Genomic DNA, 19,028 nt, shown 5'->3' with positions numbered 1-19,028 from the left:
CGAAGAGTGACAGCCCAAGGAAGTTGATGTTTGTAGCGAAAGCAAAGCGACAGCCCCAGGAGGTCGAAAAGATATGTATAATGTATGCTATTTGATGATGAATTATTTTGCTAAGTTGTTACTGTTTTTACTGACTATTTGCGAGGTAAGCAGTACACTAATAAGGTTTAATTCAGTAAAATAAGGTATATTATATTTGTTGAATAGATTCTCTTTAAGACAAGTAGGTGAATAAAGTGGGAAAATATCAATTGGATACTAAAGGTAAGGTAGCTGTGACAAAGTATCATGAAAAAAACAAACCTAACAAATTTGATAAAAAGCAGCAACTTGAAAAAATACGTGCGGAGTATTTGAAAAAGAAGCAAGAACAAACAGATAAATAGTATGAATGAAAAAATAGGAAGACTAAAATCTCCCTATTTTTTTATTCAATAAATATACTGTAACTTGAATATTTAAAGAGGATTAAAGTGGAATTATTAACGGGATAGGATATCTATCTCGTTTTTTATTACTATATGAGCGGAGTCTTTCTAGAATTCTAGTATTGAATATACGGTATATAAATGCACCATCAATCATTATAAATCATAAATTAATCAACTGTTTGCAATAGTTGATTGAGAGGTTAGGTGCCTGATACTGGTTGTTTTTTTCTCGTTGTTGTAATGCGATATATAAGTTGAAAACCACTAAGAAAAGCAGAATGTAACACATTTATGAACATTATCACGAACTTTATTGATAAAAAAATAAAAAATGTTCGTAAATAGGGTTGAAATTTGAAAATTGAAATGATATATTACAAACATAAATTAAATATGTCGTCGTATAATGTCGGGAATAAGGCCCGTGAGTTTCTACCGAATCACCGTAAATGATTCGACTACGATTTATAAATAGATTTCAATATTTTTACAATAGAGTATTGAATTTGTTTTGCCTTAAATCGTAGACATGCAGCCCAGTAGCTTTGCGTGTCTTTTTTACTTTTAAAGGGTCGATTTTGCTCAAAATGTTGTAAGACGACAACATGGAGGATTATTTCATTATGAAAAAGTATTTCGAGTTTGATAAACTTGGAACAAACTACCGCCGCGAGATTTTAGGTGGTTTAACTACATTCTTAGCGATGGCTTACATCCTAGTTGTAAACCCAAATATGTTAACATTATCGGATATTCCAGATTTACCAGATGCGCTTCGCATGGATTACGACGCAGTATTCGTAGCAACAGCTGTTTCTGCGGCGATTGGATGTTTCGTTATGGGTCTTATTGCAAGATACCCATTAGCATTAGCTCCAGGGCTTGGTTTAAACGCATTCTTTGCTTATACAGTAGTATTAACACATGGTTCTCCATGGACGCACGCTTTAGCTGCAGTATTCGTTTCAGGTGTATTCTTCTTATTATTAACTGTTACTGGTTTACGCGAAAAATTAATTAACGCGATTCCAATGGAACTTAAAATTGCGGTAGGTGCAGGTATCGGTTTATTCGTAGCACTTATCGGTTTAAAAAATGCAGGTATTATCGTTGCTAGTGATGCAACAGTAATTGGATTAGGTGATTTACATAATTCACAAGTATTATTAGCGCTATTCGGTATCGTAATTACAATCGTATTCTTAGTTCGTGGTATGAAAGCCGGCGTATTCATCGGTATGGCTATTACGGCAATCGTTGGTATGATCTTTGGTTTAGTTGATTTACCATCTCAAATCATGTCGGCACCACCAAGTGTTGAACCGACTTTCGGTAAATTATTCTCAGCATTCTCAGATCCAGAGTTCTACTCTTTAACAATGTTATCGGTTATTCTTTCATTCTTATTTGTAGATTTCTTTGATAACGCAGGTACATTAATGGCCGTTGCAAACCAAGCGGGCTTTGTAAAAGACAACAAATTACCACGTGCAGGTAAAGCGTTAATCTCAGATTCGATCGCTTCTATTTCAGGTTCAATCTTTGGTACTTCTACAGTAACTTCTTATGTAGAATCTTCAGCAGGTGTTGGAGCAGGCGCACGTACTGGTTTCGCTTCACTCATTACGGGTATCTGTTTCTTGTTAGCATTATTCTTCTCACCAGTATTAAGTGTAGTAACAAACGCAGTAACTGCACCAGCGTTAATCGTTGTAGGTATTTTGATGGTTTCATCATTAGGTGAAATCGAATGGAATAAATTCGAAGTAGCTGTACCAGCATTCTTCACAATGATCATGATGCCATTAACATCATCTATCGCAACTGGTCTTGCAGTAGGGTTCGTATTCTATCCATTAACAATGGTGTTAAAAGGTAAAGCGAAAGAAGTAAACCCAATCATGTACATCTTTGCGGTTATCTTCTTAATCTACTTATTTACAGTAGGTTCAATGTAATAAGTCTTAAAAATCAGCCAGACCTAAACACAGGTCTGGCTTTTTTGTATAGCTTTAAATTTAGAAGGATATAAATAGGGGTGTATAAAAATTTTCTAAAAGTAGATCGAAGACATTAGAAAATGAAGTAGTAAAACCGTTTTATCTAAATATATTTATTGAGCACCGAAAGAATCGGGATACATTTTTTGAATTAAACTTTTAAGATATGGTTAAAATAGTCAGTGTAAGTAACAGATTCAATAGAAGGGAACAATAATAAGAAGATAAGGCGTGTTTTCATTGAATATGACCTGCAATAGGAAAAGAAATAATAGGGGAATTAAATTGTTTTGATCTGACAAGTAAAAGGACTTTACATTATATATAATAGGAAGAAACTCAAATCAAACTATTCTATTAAAGTCTGAATATTTTTGTTTTTAATAAAGGGTTGTGTAATTTATCATATGGGTGTATATTTAAAAACGTTGAAGCGAGACAAACGCAGAAAACGACATGAACCTTGAAAACTGAACAAGCAACGTTAATGAAACAAAGCTTCTTAAATGAAGCAAAAAATAGATATCAACTTTTAGTTGATACGCTAGCAAAGCAAATGAGCTTTCAAACTAACTATTATGGAGAGTTTGATCCTGGCTCAGGACGAACGCTGGCGGCATGCCTAATACATGCAAGTCGAGCGAATGACGAAGAAGCTTGCTTCTTCTGATTTAGCGGCGGACGGGTGAGTAACACGTGGGTAACCTACCTTACAGATTGGGATAACTTCGGGAAACCGGAGCTAATACCGAATAATATTTTTCTCCTCATGGAGAGTTATTGAAAGACGGTTTCGGCTGTCACTGTAAGATGGGCCCGCGGCGCATTAGCTAGTTGGTGAGGTAACGGCTCACCAAGGCAACGATGCGTAGCCGACCTGAGAGGGTGATCGGCCACACTGGGACTGAGACACGGCCCAGACTCCTACGGGAGGCAGCAGTAGGGAATCTTCCACAATGGGCGAAAGCCTGATGGAGCAATGCCGCGTGAGTGAAGAAGGATTTCGGTTCGTAAAACTCTGTTGCAAGGGAAGAACAAGTAGCGTAGTAACTGGCGCTACCTTGACGGTACCTTGTTAGAAAGCCACGGCTAACTACGTGCCAGCAGCCGCGGTAATACGTAGGTGGCAAGCGTTGTCCGGAATTATTGGGCGTAAAGCGCGCGCAGGTGGTTCCTTAAGTCTGATGTGAAAGCCCACGGCTCAACCGTGGAGGGTCATTGGAAACTGGGGAACTTGAGTGCAGAAGAGGATAGTGGAATTCCAAGTGTAGCGGTGAAATGCGTAGAGATTTGGAGGAACACCAGTGGCGAAGGCGACTATCTGGTCTGTAACTGACACTGAGGCGCGAAAGCGTGGGGAGCAAACAGGATTAGATACCCTGGTAGTCCACGCCGTAAACGATGAGTGCTAAGTGTTGGGGGGTTTCCGCCCCTCAGTGCTGCAGCTAACGCATTAAGCACTCCGCCTGGGGAGTACGGTCGCAAGACTGAAACTCAAAGGAATTGACGGGGGCCCGCACAAGCGGTGGAGCATGTGGTTTAATTCGAAGCAACGCGAAGAACCTTACCAGGTCTTGACATCCCATTGACCACTGTAGAGATACAGTTTTCCCTTCGGGGACAACGGTGACAGGTGGTGCATGGTTGTCGTCAGCTCGTGTCGTGAGATGTTGGGTTAAGTCCCGCAACGAGCGCAACCCTTGTTCTTAGTTGCCATCATTTAGTTGGGCACTCTAAGGAGACTGCCGGTGATAAACCGGAGGAAGGTGGGGATGACGTCAAATCATCATGCCCCTTATGACCTGGGCTACACACGTGCTACAATGGACGATACAAACGGTTGCCAACCCGCGAGGGGGAGCTAATCCGATAAAATCGTTCTCAGTTCGGATTGTAGGCTGCAACTCGCCTACATGAAGCCGGAATCGCTAGTAATCGTGGATCAGCATGCCACGGTGAATACGTTCCCGGGCCTTGTACACACCGCCCGTCACACCACGAGAGTTTGTAACACCCGAAGTCGGTGAGGTAACCCTTGTGGAGCCAGCCGCCGAAGGTGGGATAGATGATTGGGGTGAAGTCGTAACAAGGTAGCCGTATCGGAAGGTGCGGCTGGATCACCTCCTTTCTAAGGATTTTTCGGAATCATTCCTTCGGGGAATGAAACATTAACGTTTGCTGTTCAGTTTTGAAGGTTCATCGAAAGATGAAAAACTTCAAAACTTGTTCTTTGAAAACTGGATAAAACGACATTGAAAGCAATAAACAAATTTTCTATTAGTAATAATAGATCACAAACGTCAAGTAATTGACGTGCAAACTTAAATCTTGAACTTGTTCAAGTTTAACTAAACTTTTGGTTAAGTTAATAAGGGCGCACGGTGGATGCCTTGGCACTAGGAGTCGATGAAGGACGGCACTAACACCGATATGCCTCGGGGAGCTGTAAGTAAGCTTTGATCCGGGGATTTCCGAATGGGGGAACCCACTATCTTTAATCGGATAGTATCTACACGTGAATTCATAGCGTGATGAGGACAGACGCAGAGAACTGAAACATCTAAGTACCTGCAGGAACAGAAAGAAAATTCGATTCCCTGAGTAGCGGCGAGCGAAACGGGAAGAGCCCAAACCAAAGAGCTTGCTCTTTGGGGTTGTAGGACATTCTATACGGAGTTACAAAAGAATGAGCTAGACGAAGCGACTTGGAAAGGTCCGCGAAACAAGGTAAAAGCCCTGTAGTCAAAAGTTCATTCCCTCCAGAGTGTATCCTGAGTACGGCGGAACACGTGAAATTCCGTCGGAATCTGGGAGGACCATCTCCCAAGGCTAAATACTACCTAGTGACCGATAGTGAACCAGTACCGTGAGGGAAAGGTGAAAAGCACCCCGGAAGGGGAGTGAAATAGATCCTGAAACCGTGTGCCTACAAGTAGTTAGAGCCCGTTAATGGGTGATAGCGTGCCTTTTGTAGAATGAACCGGCGAGTTACGATTACGTGCGAGGTTAAGTTGAGAAGACGGAGCCGCAGCGAAAGCGAGTCTGAATAGGGCGAATTAGTACGTGGTCGTAGACCCGAAACCAGGTGATCTACCCATGTCCAGGGTGAAGGTGAGGTAACACTTACTGGAGGCCCGAACCCACGCATGTTGAAAAATGCGGGGATGAGGTGTGGGTAGCGGAGAAATTCCAATCGAACCTGGAGATAGCTGGTTCTCTCCGAAATAGCTTTAGGGCTAGCCTCGTGATTGAGAATACTGGAGGTAGAGCACTGTTTGGACTAGGGGCCCATCTCGGGTTACCGAATTCAGACAAACTCCGAATGCCAGATATTTATACACGGGAGTCAGACTGCGAGTGATAAGATCCGTAGTCAAAAGGGAAACAGCCCAGACCACCAGCTAAGGTCCCAAAGTAATCGTTAAGTGGAAAAGGATGTGGCGTTGCTTAGACAACCAGGATGTTGGCTTAGAAGCAGCCATCATTTAAAGAGTGCGTAATAGCTCACTGGTCGAGTGACACTGCGCCGAAAATGTATCGGGGCTAAACGATTCACCGAAGCTGTGGATGCATCCGTATGGATGCGTGGTAGGAGAGCGTTCTAAGGGCGTTGAAGTCAGACCGGAAGGACTGGTCGAGCGCTTAGAAGTGAGAATGCCGGTATGAGTAGCGAAACATGGGTGAGAATCCCATGCACCGTATGACTAAGGTTTCCTGAGGAAGGCTCGTCCGCTCAGGGTTAGTCGGGACCTAAGCCGAGGCCGATAGGCGTAGGCGATGGACAACAGGTTGATATTCCTGTACCACCTCCTCACCGTTTGAGAAATGGGGGGACGCAGTAGGATAGGGTAAGCAGAGCGTTGGTTGTCTCTGTTCAAGCAGTAAGGCGTGTATGTAGGCAAATCCGCATACTATAACGTTGAGCTGTGATGACGAGCTCGTATGAGCGAAGTTCCTGATTTCACGCTGCCAAGAAAAGCCTCTATCGAGGTGAGAGGTGCCCGTACCGCAAACCGACACAGGTAGTCGAGGAGAGAATCCTAAGGTGTGCGAGAGAACTCTCGTTAAGGAACTCGGCAAAATGACCCCGTAACTTCGGGAGAAGGGGTGCTCTTTAAGGTGAATAGCCATGAAGAGCCGCAGTGAATAGGCCCAGGCGACTGTTTAGCAAAAACACAGGTCTCTGCAAAACCGTAAGGTGACGTATAGGGGCTGACGCCTGCCCGGTGCTGGAAGGTTAAGAGGAGTGGTTAGCGCAAGCGAAGCTGCGAATTGAAGCCCCAGTAAACGGCGGCCGTAACTATAACGGTCCTAAGGTAGCGAAATTCCTTGTCGGGTAAGTTCCGACCCGCACGAAAGGCGTAACGATCTGGGCACTGTCTCAACGAGAGACTCGGTGAAATTATAGTACCTGTGAAGATGCAGGTTACCCGCGACAGGACGGAAAGACCCCGTGGAGCTTTACTGTAGCCTGATATTGAATTTTGGTACAACTTGTACAGGATAGGTAGGAGCCAGAGATTCCGGAGCGCCAGCTTCGGAGGAGGCGTCAGTGGGATACTACCCTGGTTGTATTGAACTTCTAACCCATACCCCTTAGCGGGGTAGGAGACAGTGTCAGGCGGACAGTTTGACTGGGGCGGTCGCCTCCTAAAGAGTAACGGAGGCGCCCAAAGGTTCCCTCAGAATGGTTGGAAATCATTCGAAGAGTGTAAAGGCATAAGGGAGCTTGACTGCGAGACCTACAAGTCGAGCAGGGTCGAAAGACGGGCTTAGTGATCCGGTGGTTCCGCATGGAAGGGCCATCGCTCAACGGATAAAAGCTACCCCGGGGATAACAGGCTTATCTCCCCCAAGAGTCCACATCGACGGGGAGGTTTGGCACCTCGATGTCGGCTCATCGCATCCTGGGGCTGTAGTCGGTCCCAAGGGTTGGGCTGTTCGCCCATTAAAGCGGTACGCGAGCTGGGTTCAGAACGTCGTGAGACAGTTCGGTCCCTATCCGTCGTGGGCGTAGGAAATTTGAGAGGAGCTGTCCTTAGTACGAGAGGACCGGGATGGACACACCGCTGGTGTACCAGTTGTTCTGCCAAGAGCATCGCTGGGTAGCTATGTGTGGACGGGATAAGTGCTGAAAGCATCTAAGCATGAAGCCCCCCTCAAGATGAGATTTCCCATTACGCAAGTAAGTAAGACCCCTGAAAGACGATCAGGTAGATAGGTTCGAGGTGGAAGTGTGGTGACACATGGAGCTGACGAATACTAATCGGTCGAGGACTTAACCACATTTTATTGCATAACTCAATGAAACGTTTATCCAGTTTTGAAAGAACAATTCTTTCTAAAAGGAACGTCTACTAAGAACGTCACATCCTGTGACAACGTAGACGCCAGTACATCCGTGTACAAGTGAAGTGATGATGGCAAAGAGGTCACACCTGTTCCCATACCGAACACAGAAGTTAAGCTCTTTAGCGCCGATGGTAGTTGGGGGTTTCCCCCTGTGAGAGTAGGACGTCGCTTCGCTTAAATTAAATCGCTGAAACAATGGCAGATTTATTTAAATTATTTTATTAAAAGTGTTGACAAGACACTTTGAAAATGATAAGATATAAAAGTTGTCGCTTATGACAACAACATGAACCTTGAAAACTGAACAAGCAACGTTAATGAAACAAAGCTTCTTAAATGAAGCAAAAATAGATATCAACTTTTAGTTGATACGCTAGCAAAGCAAATGAGCTTTCAAACTAACTATTATGGAGAGTTTGATCCTGGCTCAGGACGAACGCTGGCGGCATGCCTAATACATGCAAGTCGAGCGAATGACGAAGAAGCTTGCTTCTTCTGATTTAGCGGCGGACGGGTGAGTAACACGTGGGTAACCTACCTTACAGATTGGGATAACTTCGGGAAACCGGAGCTAATACCGAATAATATTTTTCTCCTCATGGAGAGTTATTGAAAGACGGTTTCGGCTGTCACTGTAAGATGGGCCCGCGGCGCATTAGCTAGTTGGTGAGGTAACGGCTCACCAAGGCAACGATGCGTAGCCGACCTGAGAGGGTGATCGGCCACACTGGGACTGAGACACGGCCCAGACTCCTACGGGAGGCAGCAGTAGGGAATCTTCCACAATGGGCGAAAGCCTGATGGAGCAATGCCGCGTGAGTGAAGAAGGATTTCGGTTCGTAAAACTCTGTTGCAAGGGAAGAACAAGTAGCGTAGTAACTGGCGCTACCTTGACGGTACCTTGTTAGAAAGCCACGGCTAACTACGTGCCAGCAGCCGCGGTAATACGTAGGTGGCAAGCGTTGTCCGGAATTATTGGGCGTAAAGCGCGCGCAGGTGGTTCCTTAAGTCTGATGTGAAAGCCCACGGCTCAACCGTGGAGGGTCATTGGAAACTGGGGAACTTGAGTGCAGAAGAGGATAGTGGAATTCCAAGTGTAGCGGTGAAATGCGTAGAGATTTGGAGGAACACCAGTGGCGAAGGCGACTATCTGGTCTGTAACTGACACTGAGGCGCGAAAGCGTGGGGAGCAAACAGGATTAGATACCCTGGTAGTCCACGCCGTAAACGATGAGTGCTAAGTGTTGGGGGGTTTCCGCCCCTCAGTGCTGCAGCTAACGCATTAAGCACTCCGCCTGGGGAGTACGGTCGCAAGACTGAAACTCAAAGGAATTGACGGGGGCCCGCACAAGCGGTGGAGCATGTGGTTTAATTCGAAGCAACGCGAAGAACCTTACCAGGTCTTGACATCCCATTGACCACTGTAGAGATACAGTTTTCCCTTCGGGGACAACGGTGACAGGTGGTGCATGGTTGTCGTCAGCTCGTGTCGTGAGATGTTGGGTTAAGTCCCGCAACGAGCGCAACCCTTGTTCTTAGTTGCCATCATTTAGTTGGGCACTCTAAGGAGACTGCCGGTGATAAACCGGAGGAAGGTGGGGATGACGTCAAATCATCATGCCCCTTATGACCTGGGCTACACACGTGCTACAATGGACGATACAAACGGTTGCCAACCCGCGAGGGGGAGCTAATCCGATAAAATCGTTCTCAGTTCGGATTGTAGGCTGCAACTCGCCTACATGAAGCCGGAATCGCTAGTAATCGTGGATCAGCATGCCACGGTGAATACGTTCCCGGGCCTTGTACACACCGCCCGTCACACCACGAGAGTTTGTAACACCCGAAGTCGGTGAGGTAACCCTTGTGGAGCCAGCCGCCGAAGGTGGGATAGATGATTGGGGTGAAGTCGTAACAAGGTAGCCGTATCGGAAGGTGCGGCTGGATCACCTCCTTTCTAAGGATTTTTCGGAATCATTCCTTCGGGGAATGAAACATTAACGTTTGCTGTTCAGTTTTGAAGGTTCATCGAAAGATGAAAAACTTCAAAACTTGTTCTTTGAAAACTGGATAAAACGACATTGAAAGCAATAAACAAATTTTCTATTAGTAATAATAGATCACAAACGTCAAGTAATTGACGTGCAAACTTAAATCTTGAACTTGTTCAAGTTTAACTAAACTTTTGGTTAAGTTAATAAGGGCGCACGGTGGATGCCTTGGCACTAGGAGTCGATGAAGGACGGCACTAACACCGATATGCCTCGGGGAGCTGTAAGTAAGCTTTGATCCGGGGATTTCCGAATGGGGGAACCCACTATCTTTAATCGGATAGTATCTACACGTGAATTCATAGCGTGATGAGGACAGACGCAGAGAACTGAAACATCTAAGTACCTGCAGGAACAGAAAGAAAATTCGATTCCCTGAGTAGCGGCGAGCGAAACGGGAAGAGCCCAAACCAAAGAGCTTGCTCTTTGGGGTTGTAGGACATTCTATACGGAGTTACAAAAGAATGAGCTAGACGAAGCGACTTGGAAAGGTCCGCGAAACAAGGTAAAAGCCCTGTAGTCAAAAGTTCATTCCCTCCAGAGTGTATCCTGAGTACGGCGGAACACGTGAAATTCCGTCGGAATCTGGGAGGACCATCTCCCAAGGCTAAATACTACCTAGTGACCGATAGTGAACCAGTACCGTGAGGGAAAGGTGAAAAGCACCCCGGAAGGGGAGTGAAATAGATCCTGAAACCGTGTGCCTACAAGTAGTTAGAGCCCGTTAATGGGTGATAGCGTGCCTTTTGTAGAATGAACCGGCGAGTTACGATTACGTGCGAGGTTAAGTTGAGAAGACGGAGCCGCAGCGAAAGCGAGTCTGAATAGGGCGAATTAGTACGTGGTCGTAGACCCGAAACCAGGTGATCTACCCATGTCCAGGGTGAAGGTGAGGTAACACTTACTGGAGGCCCGAACCCACGCATGTTGAAAAATGCGGGGATGAGGTGTGGGTAGCGGAGAAATTCCAATCGAACCTGGAGATAGCTGGTTCTCTCCGAAATAGCTTTAGGGCTAGCCTCGTGATTGAGAATACTGGAGGTAGAGCACTGTTTGGACTAGGGGCCCATCTCGGGTTACCGAATTCAGACAAACTCCGAATGCCAGATATTTATACACGGGAGTCAGACTGCGAGTGATAAGATCCGTAGTCAAAAGGGAAACAGCCCAGACCACCAGCTAAGGTCCCAAAGTAATCGTTAAGTGGAAAAGGATGTGGCGTTGCTTAGACAACCAGGATGTTGGCTTAGAAGCAGCCATCATTTAAAGAGTGCGTAATAGCTCACTGGTCGAGTGACACTGCGCCGAAAATGTATCGGGGCTAAACGATTCACCGAAGCTGTGGATGCATCCGTATGGATGCGTGGTAGGAGAGCGTTCTAAGGGCGTTGAAGTCAGACCGGAAGGACTGGTGGAGCGCTTAGAAGTGAGAATGCCGGTATGAGTAGCGAAACATGGGTGAGAATCCCATGCACCGTATGACTAAGGTTTCCTGAGGAAGGCTCGTCCGCTCAGGGTTAGTCGGGACCTAAGCCGAGGCCGATAGGCGTAGGCGATGGACAACAGGTTGATATTCCTGTACCACCTCCTCACCGTTTGAGAAATGGGGGGACGCAGTAGGATAGGGTAAGCAGAGCGTTGGTTGTCTCTGTTCAAGCAGTAAGGCGTGTATGTAGGCAAATCCGCATACTATAACGTTGAGCTGTGATGACGAGCTCGTATGAGCGAAGTTCCTGATTTCACGCTGCCAAGAAAAGCCTCTATCGAGGTGAGAGGTGCCCGTACCGCAAACCGACACAGGTAGTCGAGGAGAGAATCCTAAGGTGTGCGAGAGAACTCTCGTTAAGGAACTCGGCAAAATGACCCCGTAACTTCGGGAGAAGGGGTGCTCTTTAAGGTGAATAGCCATGAAGAGCCGCAGTGAATAGGCCCAGGCGACTGTTTAGCAAAAACACAGGTCTCTGCAAAACCGTAAGGTGACGTATAGGGGCTGACGCCTGCCCGGTGCTGGAAGGTTAAGAGGAGTGGTTAGCGCAAGCGAAGCTGCGAATTGAAGCCCCAGTAAACGGCGGCCGTAACTATAACGGTCCTAAGGTAGCGAAATTCCTTGTCGGGTAAGTTCCGACCCGCACGAAAGGCGTAACGATCTGGGCACTGTCTCAACGAGAGACTCGGTGAAATTATAGTACCTGTGAAGATGCAGGTTACCCGCGACAGGACGGAAAGACCCCGTGGAGCTTTACTGTAGCCTGATATTGAATTTTGGTACAACTTGTACAGGATAGGTAGGAGCCAGAGATTCCGGAGCGCCAGCTTCGGAGGAGGCGTCAGTGGGATACTACCCTGGTTGTATTGAACTTCTAACCCATACCCCTTAGCGGGGTAGGAGACAGTGTCAGGCGGACAGTTTGACTGGGGCGGTCGCCTCCTAAAGAGTAACGGAGGCGCCCAAAGGTTCCCTCAGAATGGTTGGAAATCATTCGAAGAGTGTAAAGGCATAAGGGAGCTTGACTGCGAGACCTACAAGTCGAGCAGGGTCGAAAGACGGGCTTAGTGATCCGGTGGTTCCGCATGGAAGGGCCATCGCTCAACGGATAAAAGCTACCCCGGGGATAACAGGCTTATCTCCCCCAAGAGTCCACATCGACGGGGAGGTTTGGCACCTCGATGTCGGCTCATCGCATCCTGGGGCTGTAGTCGGTCCCAAGGGTTGGGCTGTTCGCCCATTAAAGCGGTACGCGAGCTGGGTTCAGAACGTCGTGAGACAGTTCGGTCCCTATCCGTCGTGGGCGTAGGAAATTTGAGAGGAGCTGTCCTTAGTACGAGAGGACCGGGATGGACACACCGCTGGTGTACCAGTTGTTCTGCCAAGAGCATCGCTGGGTAGCTATGTGTGGACGGGATAAGTGCTGAAAGCATCTAAGCATGAAGCCCCCCTCAAGATGAGATTTCCCATTACGCAAGTAAGTAAGACCCCTGAAAGACGATCAGGTAGATAGGTTCGAGGTGGAAGTGTGGTGACACATGGAGCTGACGAATACTAATCGGTCGAGGACTTAACCACATTTTATTGCACAACTCAATGAAACGTTTATCCAGTTTTGAAAGAACAATTCTTTCTACATATACACGGATGTTCTTTAAAAGGAACGTCTACTAAGAACGCCACGTCCTGTGGCAAAGTAGACGCCATGACATCCATGTCAAAGTGAAGTGATGATGGCAAAGAGGTCACACCTGTTCCCATACCGAACACAGAAGTTAAGCTCTTTAGCGCCGATGGTAGTTGGGGGTTTCCCCCTGTGAGAGTAGGACGTCGCTTCGCTTAAATTAAATCGCTGAAACAATGGCAGATTTATTTAAATTATTTTATTAAAAGTGTTGACAAGACACTTTGAAAATGATAAGATATAAAAGTTGTCGCTTATGACAACAACATGAACCTTGAAAACTGAACAAGCAACGTTAATGAAACAAAGCTTCTTAAATGAAGCAAAAATAGATATCAACTTTTAGTTGATACGCTAGCAAAGCAAATGAGCTTTCAAACTAACTATTATGGAGAGTTTGATCCTGGCTCAGGACGAACGCTGGCGGCATGCCTAATACATGCAAGTCGAGCGAATGACGAAGAAGCTTGCTTCTTCTGATTTAGCGGCGGACGGGTGAGTAACACGTGGGTAACCTACCTTACAGATTGGGATAACTTCGGGAAACCGGAGCTAATACCGAATAATATTTTTCTCCTCATGGAGAGTTATTGAAAGACGGTTTCGGCTGTCACTGTAAGATGGGCCCGCGGCGCATTAGCTAGTTGGTGAGGTAACGGCTCACCAAGGCAACGATGCGTAGCCGACCTGAGAGGGTGATCGGCCACACTGGGACTGAGACACGGCCCAGACTCCTACGGGAGGCAGCAGTAGGGAATCTTCCACAATGGGCGAAAGCCTGATGGAGCAATGCCGCGTGAGTGAAGAAGGATTTCGGTTCGTAAAACTCTGTTGCAAGGGAAGAACAAGTAGCGTAGTAACTGGCGCTACCTTGACGGTACCTTGTTAGAAAGCCACGGCTAACTACGTGCCAGCAGCCGCGGTAATACGTAGGTGGCAAGCGTTGTCCGGAATTATTGGGCGTAAAGCGCGCGCAGGTGGTTCCTTAAGTCTGATGTGAAAGCCCACGGCTCAACCGTGGAGGGTCATTGGAAACTGGGGAACTTGAGTGCAGAAGAGGATAGTGGAATTCCAAGTGTAGCGGTGAAATGCGTAGAGATTTGGAGGAACACCAGTGGCGAAGGCGACTATCTGGTCTGTAACTGACACTGAGGCGCGAAAGCGTGGGGAGCAAACAGGATTAGATACCCTGGTAGTCCACGCCGTAAACGATGAGTGCTAAGTGTTGGGGGGTTTCCGCCCCTCAGTGCTGCAGCTAACGCATTAAGCACTCCGCCTGGGGAGTACGGTCGCAAGACTGAAACTCAAAGGAATTGACGGGGGCCCGCACAAGCGGTGGAGCATGTGGTTTAATTCGAAGCAACGCGAAGAACCTTACCAGGTCTTGACATCCCATTGACCACTGTAGAGATACAGTTTTCCCTTCGGGGACAACGGTGACAGGTGGTGCATGGTTGTCGTCAGCTCGTGTCGTGAGATGTTGGGTTAAGTCCCGCAACGAGCGCAACCCTTGTTCTTAGTTGCCATCATTTAGTTGGGCACTCTAAGGAGACTGCCGGTGATAAACCGGAGGAAGGTGGGGATGACGTCAAATCATCATGCCCCTTATGACCTGGGCTACACACGTGCTACAATGGACGATACAAACGGTTGCCAACCCGCGAGGGGGAGCTAATCCGATAAAATCGTTCTCAGTTCGGATTGTAGGCTGCAACTCGCCTACATGAAGCCGGAATCGCTAGTAATCGTGGATCAGCATGCCACGGTGAATACGTTCCCGGGCCTTGTACACACCGCCCGTCACACCACGAGAGTTTGTAACACCCGAAGTCGGTGAGGTAACCCTTGTGGAGCCAGCCGCCGAAGGTGGGATAGATGATTGGGGTGAAGTCGTAACAAGGTAGCCGTATCGGAAGGTGCGGCTGGATCACCTCCTTTCTAAGGATTTTTCGGAATCATTCCTTCGGGGAATGAAACATTAACGTTTGCTGTTCAGTTTTGAAGGTTCATCGAAAGATGAAAAACTTCAAAACTTGTTCTTTGAAAACTGGATAAAACGACATTGAAAGCAATAAACAAATTTTCTATTAGTAATAATAGATCACAAACGTCAAGTAATTGACGTGCAAACTTAAATCTTGAACTTGTTCAAGTTTAACTAAACTTTTGGTTAAGTTAATAAGGGCGCACGGTGGATGCCTTGGCACTAGGAGTCGATGAAGGACGGCACTAACACCGATATGCCTCGGGGAGCTGTAAGTAAGCTTTGATCCGGGGATTTCCGAATGGGGGAACCCACTATCTTTAATCGGATAGTATCTACACGTGAATTCATAGCGTGATGAGGACAGACGCAGAGAACTGAAACATCTAAGTACCTGCAGGAACAGAAAGAAAATTCGATTCCCTGAGTAGCGGCGAGCGAAACGGGAAGAGCCCAAACCAAAGAGCTTGCTCTTTGGGGTTGTAGGACATTCTATACGGAGTTACAAAAGAATGAGCTAGACGAAGCGACTTGGAAAGGTCCGCGAAACAAGGTAAAAGCCCTGTAGTCAAAAGTTCATTCCCTCCAGAGTGTATCCTGAGTACGGCGGAACACGTGAAATTCCGTCGGAATCTGGGAGGACCATCTCCCAAGGCTAAATACTACCTAGTGACCGATAGTGAACCAGTACCGTGAGGGAAAGGTGAAAAGCACCCCGGAAGGGGAGTGAAATAGATCCTGAAACCGTGTGCCTACAAGTAGTTAGAGCCCGTTAATGGGTGATAGCGTGCCTTTTGTAGAATGAACCGGCGAGTTACGATTACGTGCGAGGTTAAGTTGAGAAGACGGAGCCGCAGCGAAAGCGAGTCTGAATAGGGCGAATTAGTACGTGGTCGTAGACCCGAAACCAGGTGATCTACCCATGTCCAGGGTGAAGGTGAGGTAACACTTACTGGAGGCCCGAACCCACGCATGTTGAAAAATGCGGGGATGAGGTGTGGGTAGCGGAGAAATTCCAATCGAACCTGGAGATAGCTGGTTCTCTCCGAAATAGCTTTAGGGCTAGCCTCGTGATTGAGAATACTGGAGGTAGAGCACTGTTTGGACTAGGGGCCCATCTCGGGTTACCGAATTCAGACAAACTCCGAATGCCAGATATTTATACACGGGAGTCAGACTGCGAGTGATAAGATCCGTAGTCAAAAGGGAAACAGCCCAGACCACCAGCTAAGGTCCCAAAGTAATCGTTAAGTGGAAAAGGATGTGGCGTTGCTTAGACAACCAGGATGTTGGCTTAGAAGCAGCCATCATTTAAAGAGTGCGTAATAGCTCACTGGTCGAGTGACACTGCGCCGAAAATGTATCGGGGCTAAACGATTCACCGAAGCTGTGGATGCATCCGTATGGATGCGTGGTAGGAGAGCGTTCTAAGGGCGTTGAAGTCAGACCGGAAGGACTGGTGGAGCGCTTAGAAGTGAGAATGCCGGTATGAGTAGCGAAACATGGGTGAGAATCCCATGCACCGTATGACTAAGGTTTCCTGAGGAAGGCTCGTCCGCTCAGGGTTAGTCGGGACCTAAGCCGAGGCCGATAGGCGTAGGCGATGGACAACAGGTTGATATTCCTGTACCACCTCCTCACCGTTTGAGAAATGGGGGGACGCAGTAGGATAGGGTAAGCAGAGCGTTGGTTGTCTCTGTTCAAGCAGTAAGGCGTGTATGTAGGCAAATCCGCATACTATAACGTTGAGCTGTGATGACGAGCTCGTATGAGCGAAGTTCCTGATTTCACGCTGCCAAGAAAAGCCTCTATCGAGGTGAGAGGTGCCCGTACCGCAAACCGACACAGGTAGTCGAGGAGAGAATCCTAAGGTGTGCGAGAGAACTCTCGTTAAGGAACTCGGCAAAATGACCCCGTAACTTCGGGAGAAGGGGTGCTCTTTAAGGTGAATAGCCATGAAGAGCCGCAGTGAATAGGCCCAGGCGACTGTTTAGCAAAAACACAGGTCTCTGCAAAACCGTAAGGTGACGTATAGGGGCTGACGCCTGCCCGGTGCTGGAAGGTTAAGAGGAGTGGTTAGCGCAAGCGAAGCTGCGAATTGAAGCCCCAGTAAACGGCGGCCGTAACTATAACGGTCCTAAGGTAGCGAAATTCCTTGTCGGGTAAGTTCCGACCCGCACGAAAGGCGTAACGATCTGGGCACTGTCTCAACGAGAGACTCGGTGAAATTATAGTACCTGTGAAGATGCAGGTTACCCGCGACAGGACGGAAAGACCCCGTGGAGCTTTACTGTAGCCTGATATTGAATTTTGGTACAACTTGTACAGGATAGGTAGGAGCCAGAGATTCCGGAGCGCCAGCTTCGGAGGAGGCGTCAGTGGGATACTACCCTGGTTGTATTGAACTTCTAACCCATACCCCTTAGCGGGGTAGGAGACAGTGTCAGGCGGACAGTTTGACTGGGGCGGTCGCCTCCTAAAGAGTAACGGAGGCGCCCAAAGGTTCCCTCAGAATGGTTGGAAATCATTCGAAGAGTGTAAAGGCATAAGGGAGCTTGACTGCGAGACCTACAAGTCGAGCAGGGTCGAAAGACGGGCTTAGTGATCCGGTGGTTCCGCATGGAAGGGCCATCGCTCAACGGATAAAAGCTACCCCGGGGATAACAGGCTTATCTCCCCCAAGAGTCCACATCGACGGGGAGGTTTGGCACCTCGATGTCGGCTCATCGCATCCTGGGGCTGTAGTCGGTCCCAAGGGTTGGGCTGTTCGCCCATTAAAGCGGTACGCGAGCTGGGTTCAGAACGTCGTGAGACAGTTCGGTCCCTATCCGTCGTGGGCGTAGGAAATTTGAGAGGAGCTGTCCTTAGTACGAGAGGACCGGGATGGACACACCGCTGGTGTACCAGTTGTTCTGCCAAGAGCATCGCTGGGTAGCTATGTGTGGACGGGATAAGTGCTGAAAGCATCTAAGCATGAAGCCCCCCTCAAGATGAGATTTCCCATTACGCAAGTAAGTAAGACCCCTGAAAGACGATCAGGTAGATAGGTTCGAGGTGGAAGTGTGGTGACACATGGAGCTGACGAATACTAATCGGTCGAGGACTTAACCACATTTTATTGCATAACTCAATGAAACGTTTATCCAGTTTTGAAAGAACAATTCTTTCTACATATACACGGATGTTCTTTAAAAGGAACGTCTACTAAGAACGCCACGTCCTGTGGCAAAGTAGACGCCATGACATCCATGTCAAAGTGAAGTGATGATGGCAAAGAGGTCACACCTGTTCCCATACCGAACACAGAAGTTAAGCTCTTTAGCGCCGATGGTAGTTGGGGGTTTCCCCCTGTGAGAGTAGGACGTCGCTTCGCAAAGTTAAACCACTGAGAAATCAGTGGTTTTTTTATTTGTCTTGATTGTTCTACATGAGGGATTGGCAATAAAATTTTCTTGATGCAGAGTTTATAGTAGTAGATTTAGTTATGTTAATTTTTAATTGTATTAAATTTGTGACAAATCGTTCACAAATTAAGACCTTTCAATTAGAAAGCTACTAGGGATACATGTTATAGTAAAAGCGATATTTTGAAACTGGAAGGATGACCATTTTGACCAAAAAGCAAGTATGGTATGAAGTACAAGAAAATGAAACAATCGAGCAATGTCTAGAACGAATGAGACAGGATGGATACATGCCATTTGGACGCAGAGAGGAACCAATTTTTGAGGAAATTAATGGGGAACCCGTTGTTCTACGTCAAAAAATTCAATTTAAAGGCATATTGATAGAAGAATAATAAATTTAATAGTTAAAAACCGAACATTAATCTTTCGCTAAATTTTATTGTTCGCATTTTACCGTTGCTTTTCTTCAAAAGCCTTGTTAAAATGTGAACAGGTAAAACATTTAATCCCACATATATGCTAGAGGATATGGCTCTAGTGTCTCTACCCAGAACCTTAAATTCTGGACTATGCGGGAAAGCAACTTTTGGTACGATATGAAAAGGGTGTGGAACGGGATGCTTTCATCTGCAT

Annotated in this window: 3 protein-coding genes, 9 rRNA genes and 2 riboswitches; all 12 genes read left to right on the top strand. The window is 46.9% G+C overall.

The window, feature by feature from the left end:
• The first annotated feature begins 236 nt into the window (after positions 1–236).
• The 12 genes from DCE79_RS18670 (at position 237) to DCE79_RS16515 (ending at position 18,787) form a co-directional block, all read left to right on the top strand.
• On the top strand, positions 237–386 hold the full coding sequence (locus tag DCE79_RS18670) for a hypothetical protein (RefSeq protein WP_108714064.1): 150 nt from the start codon (positions 237–239) through the stop codon (positions 384–386).
• 424 nt (positions 387–810) lie between these two features.
• A riboswitch (purine riboswitch) is annotated at positions 811–912 on the top strand.
• Between the two features lie 142 nt (positions 913–1,054).
• Positions 1,055–2,389: an NCS2 family permease gene (locus DCE79_RS16565; protein WP_108714063.1), complete on the top strand. Its 1,335-nt coding sequence runs from the start codon at positions 1,055–1,057 to the stop codon at positions 2,387–2,389.
• Positions 2,390–3,006: 617 nt separating this feature from the next.
• Positions 3,007–4,559, top strand: a 16S ribosomal RNA gene (locus DCE79_RS16560).
• 230 nt (positions 4,560–4,789) lie between these two features.
• A 23S ribosomal RNA gene (locus DCE79_RS16555) occupies positions 4,790–7,717 on the top strand.
• A gap of 124 nt (positions 7,718–7,841) precedes the next feature.
• Positions 7,842–7,957: ribosomal RNA gene (gene rrf / locus DCE79_RS16550) — 5S ribosomal RNA — on the top strand.
• Positions 7,958–8,187: 230 nt separating this feature from the next.
• Positions 8,188–9,740, top strand: a 16S ribosomal RNA gene (locus DCE79_RS16545).
• A gap of 230 nt (positions 9,741–9,970) precedes the next feature.
• Positions 9,971–12,898 (top strand): 23S ribosomal RNA (locus DCE79_RS16540).
• Positions 12,899–13,043: 145 nt separating this feature from the next.
• A 5S ribosomal RNA gene (gene rrf, locus DCE79_RS16535) occupies positions 13,044–13,159 on the top strand.
• Positions 13,160–13,389: 230 nt separating this feature from the next.
• Positions 13,390–14,942: ribosomal RNA gene (locus DCE79_RS16530) — 16S ribosomal RNA — on the top strand.
• 230 nt (positions 14,943–15,172) lie between these two features.
• A 23S ribosomal RNA gene (locus tag DCE79_RS16525) occupies positions 15,173–18,100 on the top strand.
• A 145-nt stretch (positions 18,101–18,245) separates the two neighbouring features.
• A 5S ribosomal RNA gene (gene rrf, locus DCE79_RS16520) occupies positions 18,246–18,361 on the top strand.
• Together the 16S, 23S and 5S rRNA genes form the textbook arrangement of a ribosomal RNA operon.
• Positions 18,362–18,598: 237 nt before the next feature.
• A complete protein-coding gene (locus DCE79_RS16515; protein ID WP_108714062.1) occupies positions 18,599–18,787 on the top strand; it encodes an NETI motif-containing protein in 189 nt (62 codons plus the stop codon).
• A 98-nt stretch (positions 18,788–18,885) separates the two neighbouring features.
• Positions 18,886–18,985, top strand: a riboswitch (purine riboswitch).
• Positions 18,986–19,028 lie beyond the last annotated feature (43 nt).

It is taken from the genome of Lysinibacillus sp. 2017 (genome assembly GCF_003073375.1).
Classification (GTDB): Bacteria; Bacillota; Bacilli; order Bacillales_A; family Planococcaceae; genus Solibacillus.
Note: the sequence above shows the minus strand (reverse complement) of the source record. Positions and strands in the feature narration are given on the sequence as shown.